Consider the following 19,470-nt stretch of genomic DNA (forward strand, 5'->3'; position numbering starts at 1 on the left):
ATCTTTGCCCTTCAGTGTGTTTGCCCGGCGGGCTCCACATCGATGATCTGTACTTCAAAGCTCAGTGTACGCCCTGCCAGCGGATGGTTGAAGTCGACTTCCACCTCATCACCTTCCACCCGGCTGATTACGCCGGGCAATTCCTGCTGGCGGGCATCGGCGAAGGAAATCACCACACCCTTCTCCAAGACCATATCAGCACTGAATTCGTGGCGCTTGAAGGTTTGCAGGTTGGTCGGGTTGTGCTGGCCGAACGCTTTTTCCGGTGGCACTTCGAAGGTTTTGTGGTCGCCAGCTTTGAGGCCCATCAGGTAGGCTTCGAAATTCTCCGGCAGGTTTTCATCGCCGATTTCCAGCGTCGCCGGCTTTTTTCCGAACGTGCTGTCCACGGTTTCGCCGTCCTGAAACTTGAGAGCGAAATGCAGAGTTACCCGGGTGCCTTTATCGATTGGCAAGTCGTTCATCGGATCAATTACTCCTGTCGGCATCCCCGCTGTCTTCAGCGGGTTTACGAAATACGTCGAGCACCATCATAGCCGCACCGATGGTGATGGCGGTGTCAGCCAGATTGAAGGCCGGAAAATGCCAGTCCTGCCAGTAAAAGTGCAGGAAGTCGACCACGTACCCGTGAACCACGCGGTCATAAACGTTGCCGATGGCTCCCCCAAGGATTAGCACAATGGCAATGGCGGTCCAGGTTTCGTTGGCTTTAAGTTTTTTCAGCCAGCCGGTCAGAACCACGCTGACCACCAAGGCCAAGGTGACGAAAAACCAACGCTGCCATCCAGCGGCGTCCGCCAGAAAGCTGAAGGCCGCGCCCGTGTTGTGCAGCAAGGTCAGGTTGAAACTGGGCATCACCGGTACCGGGTTGCCGTAGGTGAGCATGGCGGTGGCCAGGTACTTGGTACCCAAATCCACCGCGATCACCAGCACGGCCAGCCATAACCACTTCAGCTTGCTGCCTTCGCGCTCATCCACCATAACGCTTTCCATCAGGCGTAGGCGCGGGTTTCGCCCGAGCCTTCCACGTTGCTGACACAGCGGCCACACAGGTCCGTGTACTTCTCGTTCTGGCCAACATCTTCGCGGTGGTGCCAGCAGCGCTCACACTTGGCGTGAGTGGCCGGAGCCACTTTTACCAGCAAACCTTCAAGGCTGGTCTGCTCCGCACCGTTAGCTTCGCTGACAGGCTTAACCGTCGCTTCAGAAGTGATCAGAACGAATCGCAGCTCTTCACCCAGGAAGTTCAGGCGTTCGGCCAGACTGCCTTCGCAGTACAAGGTGACTTCAGCACTCAAGGAGCCTTTGATATCACCACGGGCACGAACGTCTTCAAGGCATTTATTCACAGCTTCTTTCACGCTGAAAATTTCACGCCAGTAGTCACGGCCCAGCTCTGCATCTTCCGGCAGTGCGGTCAGGCCTTCGTACCAGGTTTCATAGAACACGGTCTCACCACGCTTGCCGGGCAGGTGCTGCCAGATCTCGTCAGCAGTAAAGCTGAGGATCGGAGCGATCCAACGCACCAGCGCTTCCGCCACATGGTAAAGCGCAGTCTGGCACGAACGGCGTGCAATGCTGTCTGCCTGCGTGGTGTACTGGCGATCTTTGATGATATCCAGATAGAAACCACCCAACGTCGCTTCACAGAAGCTGTACACCTTCTGGTAGATGCGCAGGAAGGCGTAGTTTTCGTAGTCTTCTTGCAACTCGTTTTGCAGCTGTAGGGCGCGATCCACCATCCAACGGTCGAGGGCGATCATGTTTTCCGGAGCCACCATGTGCTGCTCCGGATCAAAACCGCTCAGGTTGCTGAGCAGGAAGCGAGCGGTGTTCCGGATGCGGCGATAGCCGTCTGCGGTCTGGCGCAGGATATCCTTGGATACCGACATCTCACCGCTGTAATCGGTGGCAGACACCCATAAGCGCAGGATGTCGGCACCCAGCTCGTTCATCACTTCCTGCGGCGCGATCACATTGCCCATGGATTTGGACATTTTGTAACCTTTGGCATCCACCGTGAAGCCGTGGGTCAGCACCTGCTTGTAGGGCGCTACGCCGTTCATGGCGATGGACGTTTTCAATGACGACTGGAACCAACCGCGGTGCTGGTCAGAGCCTTCCAGATACAAGTCTGCCGGGAACTGCCCCAGTTCTTCCCGTGCGCGCAGTACAGATTCGTGGGTCACACCGGAATCAAACCAAACGTCCAAGGTATCGAGCACCTTGTCGTACTGGTCGGCGTCGTCACCCAGCAATTCGTTTTGATCGATGTCATACCAAGCGTCGATACCGCCGGATTCAACCGCTTGCGCGACTTTTTCGATCAGTTCTTGGGTGTTTGGGTGCAGGTCCTGAGTTTCCTTGTGAATGAACAAGGTAATCGGAACGCCCCAAGTGCGCTGACGGGAGATACACCAGTCCGGGCTCTGCTGGAACATGGCTTCAATGCGGTTCTGACCCCAGCTAGGCACCCAACGGATACCTTTGATGGCTTCCAGTGCATCGTCGCGCAGGTTGAGCTTGTCCATGCTGATGAACCATTGTGGCGTTGCACGGTAGATCAACGGAGTTTTGGTGCGCCAGCAATGCGGGTAGCTGTGGCGGAACTTCTCGGCACGCACCAATTTGCCTTCACGCTCCAGTGCAGAGCTGACCGGCTCATCGGCTTTGTAGACGTGAATGCCGGCGAATTCGCCCGCGGCGTCGGTGTAGGTTCCGTCGGCTTTGACCAGATTGATGGTTTCAATGCCGTAGGCCTTACCCACTTCAAAGTCTTCCATACCGTGGTCTGGCGCGGTATGAACTGCACCGGTACCGGCATCCAGTGACACGTGATCGCCCAGAATCAAAGGCACCTGCTTGTCGTAGATCGGGTGATGCAGCAGTTGATTCTCAAGCACGGAGCCGCTGACGTTAGCCAGCACGCGGAATTCTTCCACACCCCAACGAGCCATGACGCCTGCAACCATGTCGGTCGCCAGAATCATCCGCTCCGGGCCGTTGCCGGTATCCACCTGCACCAAGGCGTATTCCAGGTCAGCGCCCAGAGAAACCGCTTGGTTGGCCGGAATGGTCCAAGGCGTGGTGGTCCAGATAACCACGGAAACATCACCTTCACCTTCGTCGGTTCCAAACAGTTTGAGCACAGCCGCCTGATCAACCGCGGTAAAGCGCACGTCAATCTGGGTAGAGGTTTTGTCTTGGTATTCCACCTCGGCTTCTGCCAGTGCGGACTGACCAACCACACTCCAGTAAACCGGTTTGAAACCACGAACCAGATGACCTTTGGCGACGATCTTGCCGAGGGCACGCACGATACCCGCTTCTACTTTCGGGTCCATGGTCAGATAGGGCTTATCCCACTCACCCATCACACCCAAACGGATGAAGTCGGCTTTCTGGCCATCAATCTGTTTGGCGGCGTAATCACGACAAGCCTGGCGGAAGGTTTTGTAGTCGACTTTCACGCCGGCTTTGCCGATTTCCTGCTCGACCTTGTGCTCGATGGGCAGACCATGGCAGTCCCAGCCCGGCACGTAGGGTGCATCGTATCCCATGAAGCTGCGGGACTTAACGATCATGTCCTTCAGAATTTTGTTGACCGCATGCCCGATGTGAATGCTGCCGTTCGCATAAGGAGGGCCATCGTGCAGGATGAATTTTTCCCGGCCTTCGCGCTGTTTACGCAGGTTGCCGTAGACATCGAGATCCTGCCAGCGTTTGAGCATATCCGGCTCACGCTTGGCCAGGTTACCGCGCATCGGAAAGGCGGTTTCCGGCAGATTCAGGGTATGCTTGTAGTCGCTCATGTTTGTGTGCGCACTCTTTGGTTGGTCAGTTAAATCAGTTAATGGGCTCGGCGGGGTTATCCGCCAGCCAGGCCCGGGCTTGCTCGAAATCCCGGGCGATCTGTTGCCGCAATTCATCAACAGAATCGAATTTCACTTCGTCCCGCAGGCCATGGCGGAACACAACACTCATATGCTGGCCATAGAGTGTGCCAGCAAAGTTGAACAGGTGCACTTCCAGTGCTGGCCGCTTGCCGTCCACCGTTGGGCGAAGGCCGATGTTTGCAATGCCGTCTTGCCACTCACCCGTCTCAAGGCGGGCACGAACCACATAGACACCGCGCAGAGCAGGCATACGGTTCAGCAAGATGTTCGCCGTGGGAGCGCCAAGCTGTCGGCCAAGCTGTCGGCCGTACACCACCCGGCCATGAATCCGGTAAGAATGCCCCAACAAGCGCTCCGCTTCCTCAAGACCGTTCACGTTCAGAACCTTGCGAACCCGGGTACTGCTGACACGCTCTCCATCAACCGTCACGGTACGGGTATTCTCGACGGTAAAACCGTGCTCCCGCCCTACTTGTTCCAGTAAACGAAAATCGCCGGCCCGATCACAGCCGAATCGGAAATCATCCCCCACCACCAAATGGCGCACGGCCAAGCCGTGGATCAGCACGTTTTCGATAAAATCCATGGCTGAGAAGCTGCGGAAGGTGTTGTCGAAACGAATACACAACACGATATCGATGCCTTCAGCCAATAACGCTTCGAACTTCTGTCGGAACGGCATCAGGCGAGGGGGCGCTTCGCTGCCCTGAAAAAACTCCCGGGGCTGAGGCTCAAAAAACATCACCACCGAGGGTACGCCCAACTCGAGCGCTTTCTGCCGCACTTGCTCAATAATCGTTTTGTGGCCCAGATGTACGCCATCGAAGTTGCCGATGGTTGCGACACAGCCACCCGCGAGCGGCGAGCCTGCTGCCGCGGATAAACGCTTAAGATTGGTGAGGCCTCGGATCAGACGCATCTACTGCGAACCTTTACTTGCCAGCTGGCTTTGGGTGCACACACCTACGGAACATGCACTGGTGAGAAAACGCGCGATTATACCCCAGTCGCGAGTGTGGTAAAAATCGTGAAGGCGCTTACTTCTGCCGGAATTGGCGAAGGCGCACGCCGCACAGCACCAAAGTCGCGAAATAAGCCGCTACACCCGCCGCCACGATCACCGCCATATCGGCGGTTCTTTCAAGCCCGCCCGAGCCGAGCCAATCGGCCACTGGCGCATTCAGCCATAGCACCACAGCGGCCAACGCACTGTTTGCCACGGCCAATTGAATCAGAAACTTAGGCCAACCCGACTGACTCTTCCAAACACCCTCTTTGCGCAAGCCACGCCACAAAAGATAGCCGTTCAGCCACGCCGACATCGAGGTGGCCAAAGCCAGGCCGGCATGAGCCAGAGGTACAATCAATGCCAGATTAAACGCCATGTTGGCGACCATCGCGATAATGCCAATTTTGACCGGGGTTTTGGTGTCCTGTCGGGCAAAAAAGCCCGGCGCCAGGACTTTGATCAACATAAACGCCAACAACCCGGCAGAGTACGCTCGCAAGCTTTGGGCTGACATAGCCACATCACGATCGGTCACTTCGCCGTAATGAAACAGCGTTGCAATCAAAGGCTCCGCCAACAGCGCCAACGCCAGCGCCGCGGGCACGCCAATTAGCAATACCGCCCTGACCGCCCAATCCAAGGTGGCGGCAAATTGATCTTTTGATTCCGCCGCATGCTTGCGGGAAAGGCTCGGCAAAATCACCGTTGCAATTGCAATGCCGAACACTCCAAGCGGCAATTCAGACAAGCGATCGGAATAGTACAACCAAGACACACTGCCGGTTTGCAGGAACGAAGCCAGCACAGTATCCAGCAACAAGTTGATCTGACTCACCGACACCCCAAACAACGCCGGCATCATCAGCTTCAGAATACGGCTCACACCTTCATGGCGGTAGTCCACCCGCGGCCGCGGCATCAAGCCAAGCCGCATCAGAAACGGCAACTGGAAGAACAACTGCAGCGCTCCGGCAATAAATACCCCCCAAGCGAGCGCCATGACCGGTTCGCTCATCAGGGGCGTAAGGAAAATGGCCGCCGCAATCATCGCGAGATTGAGCAGTACCGGTGTAAATGCCGGCACAGCGAAACGGTCGTAGCTGTTGAGAATGCCGCCCGCGAACGCGGTGAGCGAGATCAGCAGAAGATAAGGAAAGGTGATTCGAAGCATGTCGCTGGCCAGCGCAAACTTCACGTCGTCCTCAAGAAACCCGGGGGCAAACACAGCGGTCAAAACCGGCGCTCCCAACATAGCTACCAGCGTCACCGCCAACAGCACCAAGCCAAGCGAGCCCGCCACCGCATCAACGAGGCGCTTCACCTCGGAAACATCACCCTGTTGCCGGAAGGAAGACAACACCGGCACAAAGGCCTGAGAGAAAGCCCCTTCAGCAAATAAACGACGCAGAAAATTCGGGATCTTAAAGGCAACAAAAAAGGCGTCCGCGGCGGTGCCGGCACCAAAGTAGCGGGCGATCACCATATCCCGCACCAGCCCCAGAACCCGAGACAACATGGTCATCACCCCGACCACGCCAGACGAACGCAGCAATCCGGGCGGTTTGGGCGGCTCTTTGACGGGGGACGGCGCTTGTGTTGGTTGCGGTTCCGAGGACATGTTGCGAGAATCCAAATTCAGAGTTCAAGCCTGAGCGGCGTTTCGGTATTCCACAGGGCGGGCCTAGGCGCCGCAGTATGCCCCGTGCAGCGATGCGCGAGTGTATCACAGGCCTGCAGCACGCGGGGATTACTGCTCCGACAACCTTGACATTTCAAGCTTACGGCGGCATAGTTCCGCGTCATTTATATCGACGCGCTCGTTATGGCGCGCCCGCGATCTAAACATATTCCGTTTTTATAGCAACGAATTCAGGAGTTTTACGGTGGCAAATTCCCCGCAAGCCAAAAAGCGCGCTCGTCAAAACGAGAAAAACCGCAAGCACAACGCCAGCCTGCGTTCCATGGCACGCACCTACATGAAAAAGGTCGATGCCAAGATCAAGGCCGGCAACTACGACGAAGCCCAAGCAGCCATGAAAGAAGCCCAGCCTGTTCTGGACAGCATGGTTAACAAAGGCATCTTCGCCAAGAACAAAGTTGCTCGTCATAAGAGCCGCGTGAACGCAAAAATCAAGGCTCTGAAAACTGCCTGATTTGCGCTCATAAAAAAACCGGCTTACGAGCCGGTTTTTTTGTACCTGAAATTTACGATAGCCACGCGGTGTCAAACAATCACCAGGTTATCCCGGTGAATCATTTCCTCATCGGACACATACCCCAGCAACTCGGTAATGCGATCACTGGAATGGCCGGCAATCACGCCCGCCTCATCAGCGTCGTAATTGACCAACCCTCGGGCAATTTCACGCCCGGCCAAATCGACACACATAACCATTTCACCGCGACGAAACTTTCCACTTACCGCTTTTACCCCGACAGGCAGCAAGCTGCGCCCACCCTGGCGCAACACCTTCACCGCTCCGTCATCCAGAGCCAAGGTGCCGCGAGTCTGCAAATGACTGGCGATCCACTGCTTCCGCGCCGCCAGCCTGCCCTGTTCAGGCAACAACAGCGTGCCAATAACGTCACCGTTTCGTAAGCGCTCAATCGCATTCTCAATACGACCACCCACAATGACTGTAAAGGCCCCTGAACGCGCCGCCAATCTGGACGCCCGCAACTTGGTCAGCATGCCGCCTCGCCCCAACGCTCCGGCACCACCGCCCGCCATCGCATCCAACTCGGGATCTTCCGCCTTACGCTCGGTTACCAGCTCGGCATCTTCGTGCTTACGCGGATCTTTGGTGAACAAACCCAACTGGTCGGTCAGAATAATCAGGCCATCCGCCTCAACCAGATTCGCGACCAGCGCACCGAGCGTGTCGTTGTCACCAAAACGGATCTCATCAGTGACCACGGTGTCGTTCTCGTTTACGATCGGCACCACGCCGTAATCCAGAAGCGTGCGCAGCGTACTGCGACCGTTCAGATAACGCTTACGATCGGACAGGTCGTCGTGAGTCAGAAGAATTTGCGCGGTGTGAATACCATGGCGCTTGAACTGGGCTTCCCAGGTTTGCACCAACCCCATTTGACCCACTGCCGCTGCCGCCTGAAGCTCGTGCAAATGCTGAGGCCGCGCAGCCCAGCCCAGCCGACTCATACCTTCCGCCACCGAGCCCGAAGACACCACCACCACTTCAACGCCACTGCGTATCAAACCGGCAATCTGATCAACCCAATGGCCCAGCGCAGCAACATCCAGCCCTTTACCGTCATCGGTCAACAAAGCACTGCCAATCTTCACCACCAATCGACGGGCTTTCTTTAGCTGGATGCGTTCACTCATGACAGCAGCAATATCTCTTTAGGGTTGCAGATTATTCGGGAGCGTAAACCACTTCGACGTCATCATCGTCGTCGTCAAAATCGTCTTCGTCGTCATCGTCGCCGGCTTCACGGGACGCCCGGCGGGCGTTACGGTCCGCTTCAATCTTGGCTCGCGCCTCGTCATCCATTTGACGACGACGTGCGGCTTCCTGCTCGGCAATTTCAGGATTCTCCGCCTCTTCTTCCGCCTGCTCTTCGATCCAGCGCATCACCGCCTGAACCAAAGGCTTCGTGCCTTCACCGGAAAGCGCCGACACCACGAAAACAGGACCTTCCCAACCGAGTTCATCGACAATGGCCTGACAATGAGCCTCACGATCTTCCTCAGGCACCATATCGACCTTGTTGAGCACCAGCCAGCGCGGACGATTTGCCAGCGTTTCGCTGAATTTCTCCAATTCGTGCGCAATCGCTTTGACGGCTTCTACAGGTGAAGACCCGTCGTAAGGCGCCACATCCACCAGGTGCAACAATAACCGGGTTCGCACCAAATGCTTCAGGAAGCGAATTCCCAAACCAGCACCTTCGGCGGCACCTTCAATCAAGCCCGGAATGTCTGCGATCACGAAGCTCTGGTGAGCCTGCACACTGACCACACCCAAATTAGGAACCAGCGTGGTAAACGGATAGTCCGCCACTTTAGGCTGCGCCGCAGACACAGAACGGATAAACGTGGATTTACCGGCATTGGGCATGCCAAGCAGACCCACATCGGCCAGAACTTTCAGCTCCAGGCGCAAGTTTCGAGCCTCGCCATCAGACCCTTTACTGGTCTGGCGCGGCGCCCGATTAATCGATGACTTGAAGCGGGTATTCCCAAGACCATGAAAGCCGCCCTGAGCCACTTTAAGCCGCTGCCCCTCTTTGGTCAGATCACCCAAAACCTCATGGGTGTCCATATCCACAACCGTGGTACCAACGGGCACTGGCAGCTCAAGATCATCACCTTTGATACCGGTACAGTTTCGACCCGAACCTGGCTGACCATTCTGCGCCTTGTGTTTGCGCTGAAAGCGATAGTCGATCAGGGTATTCAGATTACCGTCCGCTACCAGATAGACGGAACCGCCATCCCCGCCGTCACCGCCGTCGGGACCACCCTTGGGTACGTATTTTTCACGCCGGAAACTCAAACAGCCGTGGCCGCCTTTTCCCGCTTCAACAATGATGGTGGCTTCGTCTACAAATTTCATACGTCAAATGCCTTTGCATAAACTAAAAAGCCCCGCAGCCTCATGGAAGCTTTGCGGGGCTCCGGATTCACCTGAGGACTGATCAAATCAGCATATCAGGAAATCCAAGGTTCGACAGAACCGGATCGCCGCTGCTTACGCAGCTGGAACGATGCTCACGAACTTGCGGTTCTGCGGGCCTTTAACTTCGAACTTCACCTGACCTTCCGCTTTCGCGAAAAGGGTGTGGTCCTTGCCAAGGCCTACGTTGTTGCCAGCGTGGAAACGAGTGCCGCGCTGACGAACGATGATGCTACCTGCAGTTACAGTCTCGCCGCCGTAGCGCTTGACACCAAGTCGTTTCGACTCGGAATCGCGACCGTTACGGGTACTACCTGCTGCCTTTTTATGAGCCATTACCAGCCTCCTTCTTTAAGGGGTATGTTCAGAGCTTAGCCCTGAATGCCCGTGATCTTAACTTCAGTAAACCACTGACGGTGGCCCTGACGCTTCATGGAATGCTTACGACGACGGAACTTGATGATGTTGATCTTGTCGTGACGACCGTGGCTAACCACTTCCGCAGTCACTTTAGCACCATCAACAACTGGAGCACCGACTTTAACGTCGTCGCCATTGGCTACCAGCAGAACACGATCAAACTCAACAGAGCCGCCGGTTTCAACTTCGAGCTTTTCCAGCTTCAGTGTTTCGCCTTCTTTTACACGGTGCTGTTTGCCACCGCTAACAATAACTGCGTACATTTTCTGTCTCCGCGATTGACCCATCCCTGCTCTTATCCGCCTGGTTCTAAGGGAAGCGCTTTGGCAACCCTATTGCAGGGAGCGCAGGTTGGGATGAGTTGGGCGCGTGATTGTACGAAAAGCCGGCGCCCAATACAAGGGAGTATGCGACTCAAGTTGACACTCCAGGCAGCAATACCTAGCATTGCCGCGTCCTGCCCGAAAACTCAACGAACATACCAGTAAGGGACTTATCAGCCCCATGACAGCCCAGCGCATCCACGACACGGTAGCGGAAGACTTCAGCCGCGTGAACGATCTGATCATCCAGCGGCTTGCCTCGGATGTCCCGATGGTCGAGAAAATCGCCCAATACATTATCGAAAGCGGCGGTAAGCGCTTGAGACCCTTACTGGTTTTGCTCGCAAGCCAAGCCGCGGGCTACACCAAAGACGACCATCTCAAGCTGGCTGCCGTGATCGAATTCCTGCACACCGCCACGCTTTTGCACGATGACGTGGTCGACACTTCCGACATGCGCAGGGGCCGCAGCACCGCCAACGCAAAATGGGGCAACGCGCCAAGTGTGCTGGTAGGTGATTTCCTTTATGCCCGCGCTTTCGAAATGATGGTGGAGCTGCAGAGCCTTCCTATTATGAACGTTCTGTCGCACGCCACCGCAGTGATTGCCGAAGGCGAAGTGATGCAGCTGATGAACGTGAAAAACCCGGACCTCACGGAAGAACAGTATCGGGTGGTGATTCACAACAAAACCGCCATGCTGTTCGAAGCCTCATCCCACACCGGCGCTCTGCTCGCAGGCGCGAATGCAGAACAAGAAAACGCTCTGAAAGACTACGGTAAGCATCTGGGACTGGCGTTCCAGCTGGTGGATGACGTGCTGGACTATCAGGGCGATGCCGAAGCCATGGGTAAAAACGTGGGCGACGACCTAGCCGAAGGCAAAACCACACTGCCGCTCATCTATGCCATGAAGAACAGCGGCGATGACGAACGCAAACTGATTCGCCAGGCTATTCGCAAAGGCGGCCTGGACGATCTCCCCAAAGTTCTGGACATTGTGAAAGCATCCGGCGCCATCGAATACACCATGAGCAAAGCGCGAGAAGAGGCCGAAACCGCACGCAACCTACTAACTTGCTTGCCGGAATCCGCTTATCGCGACGCACTGGAGAGGCTGACGGAAGCGGCCGTCGCTCGGGTAAGCTGACCTATACAGAGCCGAATACTGGCCGCAAAGCATCATGACGCAAGGCCTTCTGGCCAACCAAGGCGCCTAGTGTTCTGCGCTATACTGCCGCTGCCCGGTCACATATTCGCTATAGGGAACCCTCTGCATGCACCAGCTGTCGGAACTGGACGCCTCGTTTCTGTACCTCGAATCAGAAACCACCCCGATGCACATCGGAGGCGTTTACCTTTTTGACGCCAGCGAGCTGGAAGCTCCCGTCTCATACGCCACGTTTATCAAATACATCTGCAGCCGCCTGCACGTTGCACCGCTGTTTCGCCAGAAACTCAAAGAGATTCCGCTGAGGCTCGGCCGCCCCTACTGGGTGGACGATGCCGACTTCAGTATCGAGCGCCATCTGGCTTACGTTTCACTGGGCGACCGCGGCAAGCAAACCTGCATCAAAGCTCTGGCCGCAAAGATTCTGGAAGAACCCCTTAAACGGGATCGTCCGCTTTGGCAGATTACCTTTGTAGACGGTTTCAAGCTGGACACTCCGGAAGGTGACAAAGACGGCTTCGCACTGATTGTTAAGCTACACCACGCCTCAATCGATGCGTTTAGCGGCGAGGAAATCATGGGCAAGCTGCTGGAGTATTCGCCGGTAGCCAGTGCCATTAATCCGCCGCGCCCCTGGCAACCTCGCTCGGAACCATCAGAAGAACGCGTTTTCCTCCAGGCTGGCGCGAATATGCTGAAGGCCCCGATGCAGTTCGCCTCGTTGGCTTATAACACCGCCGAAGCCGCAGCCCGCGGACTCATCCACAAGCAGATCCACAAGCTGCCATTGCCAGCCTCGCTGTTTAACGCTCCTCACTGCCCATTTAACCGGCAGATCACCGGCAATCGGAAGATTGTCTCGGCCAGCGTAGAACTGGCCCGACTAAAAACCATTAAAGCCCAGCTAGGCGACGTCACACTGAACGATGTGGTGCTTGGCATCTGTGCGGAAGCCCTGAACAGATACCTGATTACCCAAGGCGCGAAAACCCGCAAACCTCTGGTGGCAATGACCCCGATCTCCGTGAGATCCAGCAGTCTGCGGCACGCCACCGGCAATCAAATGTCTGCAATGCTACTAAACCTCGCCACCAACGAGGCCGACCCGGCACTCAGGATTCGCCAAATTCATCGCAACGCCGTTGAAACCGAACCTTACCGGGAAGCCATAGCCGCCGACCGTCTGACGGAACTGTTGCCGTCCACATTGCTGGCGTTGTCCGCTCGCCTTTATTCGGAGCTTCGGGTTGCGCAGAGCTACCAACCCCTGTTCAACCTTCCGATTACCAACGTACCCGGCCCGCAAGTGCCGATGTACCTGCAAGGCGCCAAGCTGGTTCAGCAATACAACAGCGCCCCCCTGTTTGACAGCATGGGGCTCGTCATTGTTGCCGTCAGCTATGAGGGGATGGTGACGCTCAACTTCACCCTGTGCCCGGATGTCGTCGGCGACGGCGAGAGTCTGGAAAACCTGGTGCACGACAGTCTTTCGGCGATTGAAATGCGGGCGGAAGCCGCCGGAGAAGCGGTCATTGACGACCTGATGGGCAGCCATCCCAAAAACCTGTCTGATGAAATTCTTGGCTACCTTGAAGGCTTGTTAAAAAAACGCCCTCTACGTTTCAAGCGCTAGCCGCTTCGGCTAGCGCTGTTACAGGAGAACGGCGTTACTCGAAAGCCCAGCGAAGGAACGTTTTCTTCTCCTCGTCCGTTGCCTCGCCCCACAACCGCTTCATCTTCTCAAGCGTCGTGCCCGAGCCCGCACCGTAGTTACCCTCACCGCCGCCAAACACCGGCGTGCGATTCTCGGCCGGCCCTTTCCAGACAGAGGCTTCAGCCACCGACGCTCCGCCAGTCGTCACAATGGTTGCGGAAAAATCATTGCTCAACGCTTCTGCTTCAGCGCGGGTAGCGGGTTTTTCAACCGAGAATTGATAGGTCATGCCCGGCTCGGCGTCGAAACGTACCACCTGCGGCTTGGTTTCAATCACATGAACTTTTGACTCGCCATCGTCCACAACCCCAGACTTCGCCCAAATGGTCTTATAGGTAAACACCACCTCGTTGCTACCCGGAAGCAAGCCATAATCCAATGCCAGATCGTCCATCAGGAAATTGGTCATGGCTCTGCCATTGACCTCTGTCACCTGAATGGTTCCGGGTGCTTTCAAAACAGCAGGTTCGGTTGCGGCCGGGATATCACCTTCCCAGGTATCGATTCTGGTTAAGGACGAAGCGCACCCAGCCACCAACAAACTCAAAACACCCAGGGCTAATTTGAAAAAACCACCAACGTGACACATACTCATTTACACATCCTTTTTTGAGAAAAAGTTTGAATTCGGCCGCATTTGAGCTAATGCTAAACAGGATACGCCAAACACTTCTGTGCTCGAACCCCAAGATAGCAAAAGGAGGAATTATGGATACTCAACAGCGGGCCGGCGAAAAGGCACCCCCTCCGTTTCGTAGCAGTCGCTTTTTTTGTGTCGGTAGCAAATGGTATTTCACCACCCGCGAAGGCTTCGACAGCGGCCCCTTTGCCTCAAAAGAACGAGCCGAGATCGGCCTGAAACGCTTTCTACACGTCGTTAAACTACTGCCCGAAGAACAACTCCACTAAGAACGCACCCTGCCCCGCTTTTATACCATGCCCTTCACACCATGAACGGCATTATCCAATAGTCAATTGCAGCAAGGCACCCGAGCGCCATAAACCCGGCCACCACATCATCAAACATAATACCCAGCCCACCGGGCATACGGGCATCCAACCAGCTGATCGGCCATGGCTTCAACACGTCAAACAGCCGGAACAGCATGAACGCCATCAACACACCGTAAACCTGATCCGGAAACAAGCCCAGGGCAATCCACATGCCCACGAACTCGTCCCAAACGATGCCGCCATGGTCGTGGACCTTCAAATCGTCGGCGGTTTTGCCGCACAGCCAGATACCGATAAGAAATGCCGCCAAGACAATCAACCAGTACGCCATCGGCGGCAACCATGCAAAGCTGTACCACACCGGAATGGCGGCGAGGCTTCCCCAGGTGCCCGGCGCCTTGGGCGCGGCACCACTGCCAAACCCGAAAGCCAGCAAATGCACCGGATTGCGCAGAAAACCCGGAGGCAGAATGGCTTTCACGTTGTCTGGCTCTTGCATCACGTTATTATCCGTCAATCAGACCTCCCAAAATGATCAAACCCCTGTCGGAAGCCAAGGGTTTCGGCATTCGCCACTCGTAAGCCAAGTTTCGTCTGTATATGCCCAATAACGGTGAGCTGATGACGAACAGATGAATCCAACCCCGCCAGTTTGTCGTCGGCAATCGTCAGGCACAACTGGTAGTCGTCACCTGCGCTCAACGCCAAGCTTAGCGACTCGTCGCCCTTGAGTGCCACCAAGGCATCAGAAAGTGGAATTTTGTCAGCGTCCAGCTCAGCCCCCACACCGGAAGCGTCCAGAATATGCTGCAAATCGGCAAGCAATCCATCCGATATATCGATGGCGGCAGATGCCTTACCAATCAAAGCGCTTCCCAACTGCAATCGGGGCTCGGGATAATGATAGCGGTAAAGCACTGCTTGCTGCTCATCGGTGGGCATTGCACACCCCAGATAATCCAAGGCAGCACCCGCGTCCCCCAGCGGCCCGGTCACACAGACAAAATCCCCTGCACGCGCGCCAGAGCGCTGCAGCGCCAATCCCTGCGGCACCGTACCGTGTACCTGGAGTGTGATCGTGAGCGGGCCTCGGGTGGTGTCGCCACCCGCAAGAGCGATACCAAACGCATCACTGGCTTGAGCCAAACCACGGGAATAGCCGGCCAGCCATTCTGGCTCGGCACTGGGTAACGATAAAGCCAGCGTAAAACAGACGGGATCAGCTCCCATCGCAGCCAGATCACTGACCGCTACCGCTAATGAGCGCCAACCAAGATATTCAGGGGAGTAATTCGGGGGAAAGTGAACACCCTCAACCAGAGTGTCCACCGAAAACACCAAATCTCGCCCCGCTGGGACGCGCTGAATCGCGCAGTCGTCACCGGGGCCAAGAATGAGCTGCCCTTGCCGTGCTTTGTCAGCCAGGGGCTGAAAATACTGGCGAATCAGCTCAAATTCACCCATGAATCAGCGTGGACGAGTTTCAGCCAACCGCAGTCGACGGCTGAGTTTGTCCAGAATACTGTTCACGAACTTGTGACCTTCGGTGCCGCCAAAACGCTTGGCCATTTCAACACCTTCGTTGATCACTACTTTGTAGGGCACATCAATTCGGTACTTCAGCTCATAAGCACCCAAACGAACGATAGCCAATTCGACCGCGTCCACTTCTTTCATGGGACGGTCCAGGAAGGGCTCCAAAAGCCGGTCCAGTTCCGCCTGCTCGCGGTGCACGCCCCTCAAAACGTCTCGGAAATACATGATATCCACCTTGCTCATGTCATTATCGACCATGAACTCGGCTTCAATATCCGAAATAGGGGTTTTGCTGAAATGGCGCTGGTACAACCCCTGCATTGCTAATGCCCGGGCACGGCGTCGGTCGCCGGCCTTGGGCTTGTTCGTATTCCCCGGTTGGGGACTGCTATCGCCTGCTTCGCTCATTACTCACCCAACTTCTTGAACAAACTGACCATTTCCAGGGCAGTAATTGCTGCTTCCGCACCTTTGTTGCCAGCCTTCGTTCCTGAACGCTCGATAGCCTGCTCGATGGAATCAACGGTCAATACGCCAAAGGTGACTGGCACGTCGGTTTCCAGACTCACTGCCCCCAAGCCACTGGAAGCTTCACCGGCCACGTATTCAAAGTGCGGCGTGCCACCACGGATAACAGCACCCAGCGCGATAATGGCATCGTAGTCAGAGGTTTCTGCAACACGCTTCACCGCCAGCGGCATTTCATAAGCACCTGGCACGCGAATCACGGTGATATCGCTCTCGGCGATACCGTGACGACGCAGTGTATCGATCGCGCCTTCCACCAGGCTTTCAACTACAAAACCGTTAAACCGGCCAACCACCAGCGCGTAACGTCCGCTGCACTGGGTAAAATCACCTTCAATTACTTTGATATCTGCCATCTCGGGCTCCTTCGCGGGCTGCAGCGCATTCGGGCTGCGGCCAGATTTATCATTCGGGGGTGTAAGGTACGTATTCCACAACTTCCAGGTCGAAACCGGAGATAGCCGAGAATTTTACGGGCGGGCTCAGCAAACGCATTTTGCCAACACCAATATCGCGCAGAATCTGAGAGCCAGTGCCTACGGTAAAGTACACACCGGAGCTGCCCTTGCCTGAAGACCCACGGCCTTCATCAAAAAACTCCTGCATGCGATCTTCCAGATTACGACTGTCTTCTGCGCTGTTCAAAAGCACAACCACGCCTTTGCCTTCGTTGGCAACTTTCTCCAGGGCATGATGCAGTGGCCAGCTTCGGGAATCTTTGCGGCGCGCACCTAGCAGGTCACGCAAGGTGTCCGTGATATGAACGCGAACGTGCACCGGCTCTTCGGAACTGATGTCACCCATGACCATCGCCAGATGGGTTGAACCCTGAATGTTGTCCCGGTAAGTGCGCAGCTTGAAGACACCGTATTCGGTATCCAGATCGTTCTCTTCCACGCACTCCACGGTCTTCTCGTTCATGGTGCGGTAGTGGATCAGATCGGCAATGGTGCCAATCTTGAGATCGTGCTCCTCCGCAAATCGCTCGAGATCCTCACGGCGGGCCATCGAACCGTCATCATTCATGATTTCACAGATCACGCCAGCTGGCTCACAGCCAGCCAGAGATGCCAGATCACAAGACGCTTCGGTATGACCGGCCCGGCTCAAAACACCGCCGGGATCAGACATCAACGGAAAAATATGCCCCGGCTGAACCAGATCTGACGCTTTCGCATCGCGGGCTACCGCCGCCTGAACGGTCCGGGCACGGTCCGCCGCAGAAATACCGGTGGTCACGCCTTCGCGGGCTTCAATCGACAAGGTGAACTTGGTGCCAAAGCCGGACGCATTCTGCTGAACCATCAGCGGCAAGCCCAATTGCTCACAACGTTGCCGTGTCATTGGCATACAAATCAGTCCACGGCCAAAACGCGCCATGAAGTTGATCGCTTCCGGCGTGCAATGTTCTGCAGCCATCACCAGATCACCCTCGTTTTCGCGGTCTTCATCATCCATCAGGATGACCATCTTTCCCTGTCGAATATCTTCGATGATGTCTTCAATGCTGTTCAGTGCCATACGCTTCTGCACCCTGTCACCCCGGCTGTTCACAACAACAACCCAGAGGAATGAATTAAATGATTAACTGCGAGCGAGGATCAATCGTTGATCTTCGCCCACCTGACGGCGGTCCAGCACCTTCCATTGCACTTTGTCAGCCATAACTTCAATGGGCAGATGAGCCGTCGGCCGCCCCGTACTGCCCAAAAATACCGGAGCCTGGTACAACCAAAGCTCATCCACCAGGTTTTCGTTGATAAAGGTGCCCGCCAACGTTGGCCCGGCCTCTACCAGTAATTCGTTAATGCCTTTCTCGCCAAGGGCATCCAGCAGCTCGGCCACGTCTACGCCGTTATCTCTCCAGGCGACACCGGCAATACTTACACCCAGCGCGGCCAAATCCTGAGCAGGTGCCGTTGGCCGAGTGGAGCTGGCGCAAAACACCTGAACATTGCCGCCTCGGAGAATACGCGCCGACGTTGGCGTTCGTGCGTCACGATCAGCGATCACTCGCAGCGGCTGGCGTGATGGCGCCGCCGCATCCCCCAGGTCACCCATATCATCGAGGCGCACCGTCAGCGCGGGGTCGTCTGCCAACACCGTACCGACGCCTGTGAGAATGGCATCGCTCATAGCCCGCAGGCGTTGAACATCGCGACGCGCCTCAGGGCCTGTAATCCACTGACTTTCGCCAGATGCCATGGCCGTTCGACCATCCAGGCTGGCTGCCATTTTCAAGCGCACCCATGGCCGGCCAGTGTTCATGCGTTTCATAAAGCCCGGGTTCAGGCCCGCGGCCTCATCACTCAGCACACCTTCGGTTACCCTGATGCCCGCGTCGCGCAGCATATCCAGACCGCGGCCGGAAACCGTCGGATTGGGGTCTTTCGTTGCCACGAACACCTGGGCAACACCCGCCTCCATCAACGCCTTCGCACATGGCGGAGTGCGGCCATAATGACTGCAGGGCTCCAAGGTTACGTAGGCCGTCGCGCCCCGGGCTTCCTGCCCGGCCTGGCTTAATGCATGCACTTCGGCATGCGCCTCACCCGCTCGCTCATGCCAGCCTTCACCGACTATACGATTGCCTCTGGCAATCACGCATCCTACACGTGGATTAGGATGAGTGGAGTAACGACCGCGCCAAGCCAACTGGATAGCCCGGGCCATCATTGCTCTGTCGCGGTCTGAAATCATACTTAACCTTTCCCTGTCGGGTTTTCGGCCAACGCACGCGCTACATCTGCGGCATCGCCGTTACCTTGGGACAAACGCTCAATCTCTTCTTTGAACTCGTTGATGTCCTGAAAACTGCGATAAACCGAGGCAAACCGGACGTAGGCCACTTTATCCAGTTGACGCAGCTCGGTCATCACCTCTTCGCCCAGCTGCATCGACTTCACTTCACGTTCGCCGGTCGCCCGCAGCCGGTACTTGATTCGGTTCAGTGCCGCCTCGATCGATTCAATGCTGACCGGGCGTTTTTCCAGAGCTTTCATCAATCCCGCCCGCAACTTTTCTTCATCGAAAGGTTGCCGGGTACCGTCTTGCTTAACTACCCGCGGCATCACCAGCTCGGCCGTTTCAAATGTGGTAAACCGCTCATGGCAGGACAAGCACTCCCTGCGGCGGCGCACCTGATCGCCTTCGGCCACCAGACGCGAATCAATAACCTTGGTATCGGCTTCACCACAGAAAGGACAATGCATAGTTCAGACGCTCCGGAAAAATGGGCCCGGGAAGCCCCGAAAGGACACCCGGGCAGACTTACTC

21 protein-coding genes are annotated in these 19,470 nt (G+C 56.1%); 4 read left to right on the plus strand and 17 right to left on the minus strand.

Features of this window, described 5'->3' with window-relative positions; translation table 11 throughout:
- Positions 1 to 11: 11 nt before the first annotated feature.
- From fkpB to murJ, 5 genes are all read right to left on the minus strand, one after another.
- Positions 12 to 464 (minus strand): FKBP-type peptidyl-prolyl cis-trans isomerase, encoded by a 453-nt coding sequence (gene fkpB / locus Q9245_RS14675; RefSeq protein WP_305897888.1) that lies wholly within the window; start codon positions 462 to 464, stop codon positions 12 to 14.
- A 4-nt stretch (positions 465 to 468) separates the two neighbouring features.
- A complete protein-coding gene (gene lspA / locus Q9245_RS14680) occupies positions 469 to 993 on the minus strand; it encodes a signal peptidase II (RefSeq protein WP_305897889.1) in 525 nt (174 codons plus the stop codon).
- A complete protein-coding gene (gene ileS, locus Q9245_RS14685) occupies positions 993 to 3,812 on the minus strand; it encodes an isoleucine--tRNA ligase (RefSeq protein ID WP_305897890.1) in 2,820 nt (939 codons plus the stop codon). Before ileS ends, lspA begins: the two co-directional genes overlap by 1 nt.
- A 34-nt stretch (positions 3,813 to 3,846) precedes the next feature.
- Positions 3,847 to 4,815, minus strand: coding sequence for a bifunctional riboflavin kinase/FAD synthetase (ribF, locus tag Q9245_RS14690; RefSeq protein ID WP_305897891.1), 969 nt, complete (start codon positions 4,813 to 4,815; stop codon positions 3,847 to 3,849).
- A 118-nt stretch (positions 4,816 to 4,933) separates the two neighbouring features.
- On the minus strand, positions 4,934 to 6,523 hold the full coding sequence (gene murJ, locus Q9245_RS14695; protein ID WP_305897892.1) for a murein biosynthesis integral membrane protein MurJ: 1,590 nt from the start codon (positions 6,521 to 6,523) through the stop codon (positions 4,934 to 4,936).
- Between the two features lie 265 nt (positions 6,524 to 6,788).
- Here murJ and rpsT point away from each other — a divergent pair, with 265 nt between their 5' ends.
- Positions 6,789 to 7,058, plus strand: a complete 270-nt coding sequence (rpsT, locus tag Q9245_RS14700; RefSeq protein WP_305897893.1) for a 30S ribosomal protein S20 — start codon at positions 6,789 to 6,791, stop codon at positions 7,056 to 7,058.
- Positions 7,059 to 7,129: 71 nt separating this feature from the next.
- Here rpsT and proB read toward each other — a convergent pair whose 3' ends face one another.
- The 4 genes from proB to rplU form a co-directional block, all read right to left on the minus strand.
- Positions 7,130 to 8,254, minus strand: coding sequence for a glutamate 5-kinase (gene proB, locus Q9245_RS14705; protein WP_305897894.1), 1,125 nt, complete (start codon positions 8,252 to 8,254; stop codon positions 7,130 to 7,132).
- 31 nt (positions 8,255 to 8,285) lie between these two features.
- Positions 8,286 to 9,488 carry an Obg family GTPase CgtA gene (gene cgtA, locus Q9245_RS14710; protein WP_305897895.1) on the minus strand — a complete coding sequence of 401 codons (1,203 nt, stop codon included), beginning with the start codon at positions 9,486 to 9,488 and terminating at the stop codon, positions 8,286 to 8,288.
- Positions 9,489 to 9,623: 135 nt separating this feature from the next.
- Positions 9,624 to 9,884, minus strand: a complete 261-nt coding sequence (rpmA, locus tag Q9245_RS14715; RefSeq protein WP_305897896.1) for a 50S ribosomal protein L27 — start codon at positions 9,882 to 9,884, stop codon at positions 9,624 to 9,626.
- Between the two features lie 35 nt (positions 9,885 to 9,919).
- On the minus strand, positions 9,920 to 10,231 hold the full coding sequence (gene rplU, locus Q9245_RS14720) for a 50S ribosomal protein L21 (RefSeq protein WP_114335893.1): 312 nt from the start codon (positions 10,229 to 10,231) through the stop codon (positions 9,920 to 9,922).
- Positions 10,232 to 10,472: 241 nt separating this feature from the next.
- Here rplU and Q9245_RS14725 point away from each other — a divergent pair, with 241 nt between their 5' ends.
- Both Q9245_RS14725 and Q9245_RS14730 read left to right on the plus strand, forming a co-directional pair.
- Complete coding sequence (locus tag Q9245_RS14725; RefSeq protein ID WP_305897897.1) at positions 10,473 to 11,441, plus strand: polyprenyl synthetase family protein; 969 nt, start codon at positions 10,473 to 10,475, stop codon at positions 11,439 to 11,441.
- A 127-nt stretch (positions 11,442 to 11,568) separates the two neighbouring features.
- The gene (locus tag Q9245_RS14730; RefSeq protein ID WP_305897898.1) at positions 11,569 to 13,095 is read left to right on the plus strand and encodes a wax ester/triacylglycerol synthase family O-acyltransferase; all 1,527 of its coding nucleotides are present in this window, start codon (positions 11,569 to 11,571) and stop codon (positions 13,093 to 13,095) included.
- Positions 13,096 to 13,129: 34 nt separating this feature from the next.
- Here the strand turns inward: Q9245_RS14730 and Q9245_RS14735 are convergent, their stop codons facing one another.
- Positions 13,130 to 13,771: a DUF2057 family protein gene (locus Q9245_RS14735; protein WP_305897899.1), complete on the minus strand. Its 642-nt coding sequence runs from the start codon at positions 13,769 to 13,771 to the stop codon at positions 13,130 to 13,132.
- 113 nt (positions 13,772 to 13,884) lie between these two features.
- Here Q9245_RS14735 and Q9245_RS14740 point away from each other — a divergent pair, with 113 nt between their 5' ends.
- Positions 13,885 to 14,085 carry a DUF6316 family protein gene (locus Q9245_RS14740; RefSeq protein ID WP_199007920.1) on the plus strand — a complete coding sequence of 67 codons (201 nt, stop codon included), beginning with the start codon at positions 13,885 to 13,887 and terminating at the stop codon, positions 14,083 to 14,085.
- Between the two features lie 34 nt (positions 14,086 to 14,119).
- Here the strand turns inward: Q9245_RS14740 and Q9245_RS14745 are convergent, their stop codons facing one another.
- The 7 genes from Q9245_RS14745 to nrdR form a co-directional block, all read right to left on the minus strand.
- Entirely contained in the window at positions 14,120 to 14,629 is a 510-nt protein-coding gene (locus tag Q9245_RS14745) for a phosphatidylglycerophosphatase A (RefSeq protein WP_305897987.1), read from the minus strand.
- A gap of 14 nt (positions 14,630 to 14,643) precedes the next feature.
- Positions 14,644 to 15,594, minus strand: a complete 951-nt coding sequence (thiL, locus tag Q9245_RS14750) for a thiamine-phosphate kinase (RefSeq protein WP_305897900.1) — start codon at positions 15,592 to 15,594, stop codon at positions 14,644 to 14,646.
- A gap of 3 nt (positions 15,595 to 15,597) precedes the next feature.
- Positions 15,598 to 16,074 carry a transcription antitermination factor NusB gene (gene nusB / locus Q9245_RS14755; protein ID WP_305897901.1) on the minus strand — a complete coding sequence of 159 codons (477 nt, stop codon included), beginning with the start codon at positions 16,072 to 16,074 and terminating at the stop codon, positions 15,598 to 15,600.
- Entirely contained in the window at positions 16,074 to 16,550 is a 477-nt protein-coding gene (gene ribE, locus Q9245_RS14760) for a 6,7-dimethyl-8-ribityllumazine synthase (RefSeq protein ID WP_133006465.1), read from the minus strand. Before ribE ends, nusB begins: the two co-directional genes overlap by 1 nt.
- Positions 16,551 to 16,599: 49 nt before the next feature.
- Positions 16,600 to 17,715: a bifunctional 3,4-dihydroxy-2-butanone-4-phosphate synthase/GTP cyclohydrolase II gene (gene ribBA / locus Q9245_RS14765; RefSeq protein WP_305897902.1), complete on the minus strand. Its 1,116-nt coding sequence runs from the start codon at positions 17,713 to 17,715 to the stop codon at positions 16,600 to 16,602.
- A gap of 63 nt (positions 17,716 to 17,778) precedes the next feature.
- Entirely contained in the window at positions 17,779 to 18,894 is a 1,116-nt protein-coding gene (gene ribD, locus Q9245_RS14770) for a bifunctional diaminohydroxyphosphoribosylaminopyrimidine deaminase/5-amino-6-(5-phosphoribosylamino)uracil reductase RibD (protein ID WP_305897903.1), read from the minus strand.
- Between the two features lie 2 nt (positions 18,895 to 18,896).
- Positions 18,897 to 19,406: a transcriptional regulator NrdR gene (gene nrdR / locus Q9245_RS14775; protein WP_305897904.1), complete on the minus strand. Its 510-nt coding sequence runs from the start codon at positions 19,404 to 19,406 to the stop codon at positions 18,897 to 18,899.
- Positions 19,407 to 19,470 lie beyond the last annotated feature (64 nt).

The organism is Marinobacter sp. MDS2 (genome assembly GCF_030718085.1).
Lineage (GTDB): Bacteria > Pseudomonadota > Gammaproteobacteria > Pseudomonadales > Oleiphilaceae > Marinobacter.

What these genes read in the sequence shown, in the direction of transcription:
- thiL (WP_305897900.1), bottom strand. Translation starts at nt 15,594, where the DNA reads ATGGGTGAATTTGAGCTGATTCGCCAGTATTTTCAGCCCCTGGCTGAC.
- fkpB (WP_305897888.1), bottom strand. Translation starts at nt 464, where the DNA reads ATGAACGACTTGCCAATCGATAAAGGCACCCGGGTAACTCTGCATTTC.
- nusB (WP_305897901.1), bottom strand. Translation starts at nt 16,074, where the DNA reads ATGAGCGAAGCAGGCGATAGCAGTCCCCAACCGGGGAATACGAACAAG.
- Q9245_RS14730 (WP_305897898.1), top strand. Translation starts at nt 11,569, where the DNA reads ATGCACCAGCTGTCGGAACTGGACGCCTCGTTTCTGTACCTCGAATCA.
- ileS (WP_305897890.1), bottom strand. Translation starts at nt 3,812, where the DNA reads ATGAGCGACTACAAGCATACCCTGAATCTGCCGGAAACCGCCTTTCCG.
- Q9245_RS14745 (WP_305897987.1), bottom strand. Translation starts at nt 14,629, where the DNA reads ATGCAAGAGCCAGACAACGTGAAAGCCATTCTGCCTCCGGGTTTTCTG.
- nrdR (WP_305897904.1), bottom strand. Translation starts at nt 19,406, where the DNA reads ATGCATTGTCCTTTCTGTGGTGAAGCCGATACCAAGGTTATTGATTCG.
- ribBA (WP_305897902.1), bottom strand. Translation starts at nt 17,715, where the DNA reads ATGGCACTGAACAGCATTGAAGACATCATCGAAGATATTCGACAGGGA.
- cgtA (WP_305897895.1), bottom strand. Translation starts at nt 9,488, where the DNA reads ATGAAATTTGTAGACGAAGCCACCATCATTGTTGAAGCGGGAAAAGGC.
- murJ (WP_305897892.1), bottom strand. Translation starts at nt 6,523, where the DNA reads ATGTCCTCGGAACCGCAACCAACACAAGCGCCGTCCCCCGTCAAAGAG.
- rpmA (WP_305897896.1), bottom strand. Translation starts at nt 9,884, where the DNA reads ATGGCTCATAAAAAGGCAGCAGGTAGTACCCGTAACGGTCGCGATTCC.
- Q9245_RS14735 (WP_305897899.1), bottom strand. Translation starts at nt 13,771, where the DNA reads ATGAGTATGTGTCACGTTGGTGGTTTTTTCAAATTAGCCCTGGGTGTT.
- ribF (WP_305897891.1), bottom strand. Translation starts at nt 4,815, where the DNA reads ATGCGTCTGATCCGAGGCCTCACCAATCTTAAGCGTTTATCCGCGGCA.
- Q9245_RS14740 (WP_199007920.1), top strand. Translation starts at nt 13,885, where the DNA reads ATGGATACTCAACAGCGGGCCGGCGAAAAGGCACCCCCTCCGTTTCGT.
- ribD (WP_305897903.1), bottom strand. Translation starts at nt 18,894, where the DNA reads ATGATTTCAGACCGCGACAGAGCAATGATGGCCCGGGCTATCCAGTTG.
- proB (WP_305897894.1), bottom strand. Translation starts at nt 8,254, where the DNA reads ATGAGTGAACGCATCCAGCTAAAGAAAGCCCGTCGATTGGTGGTGAAG.
- rplU (WP_114335893.1), bottom strand. Translation starts at nt 10,231, where the DNA reads ATGTACGCAGTTATTGTTAGCGGTGGCAAACAGCACCGTGTAAAAGAA.
- ribE (WP_133006465.1), bottom strand. Translation starts at nt 16,550, where the DNA reads ATGGCAGATATCAAAGTAATTGAAGGTGATTTTACCCAGTGCAGCGGA.
- lspA (WP_305897889.1), bottom strand. Translation starts at nt 993, where the DNA reads ATGGAAAGCGTTATGGTGGATGAGCGCGAAGGCAGCAAGCTGAAGTGG.
- Q9245_RS14725 (WP_305897897.1), top strand. Translation starts at nt 10,473, where the DNA reads ATGACAGCCCAGCGCATCCACGACACGGTAGCGGAAGACTTCAGCCGC.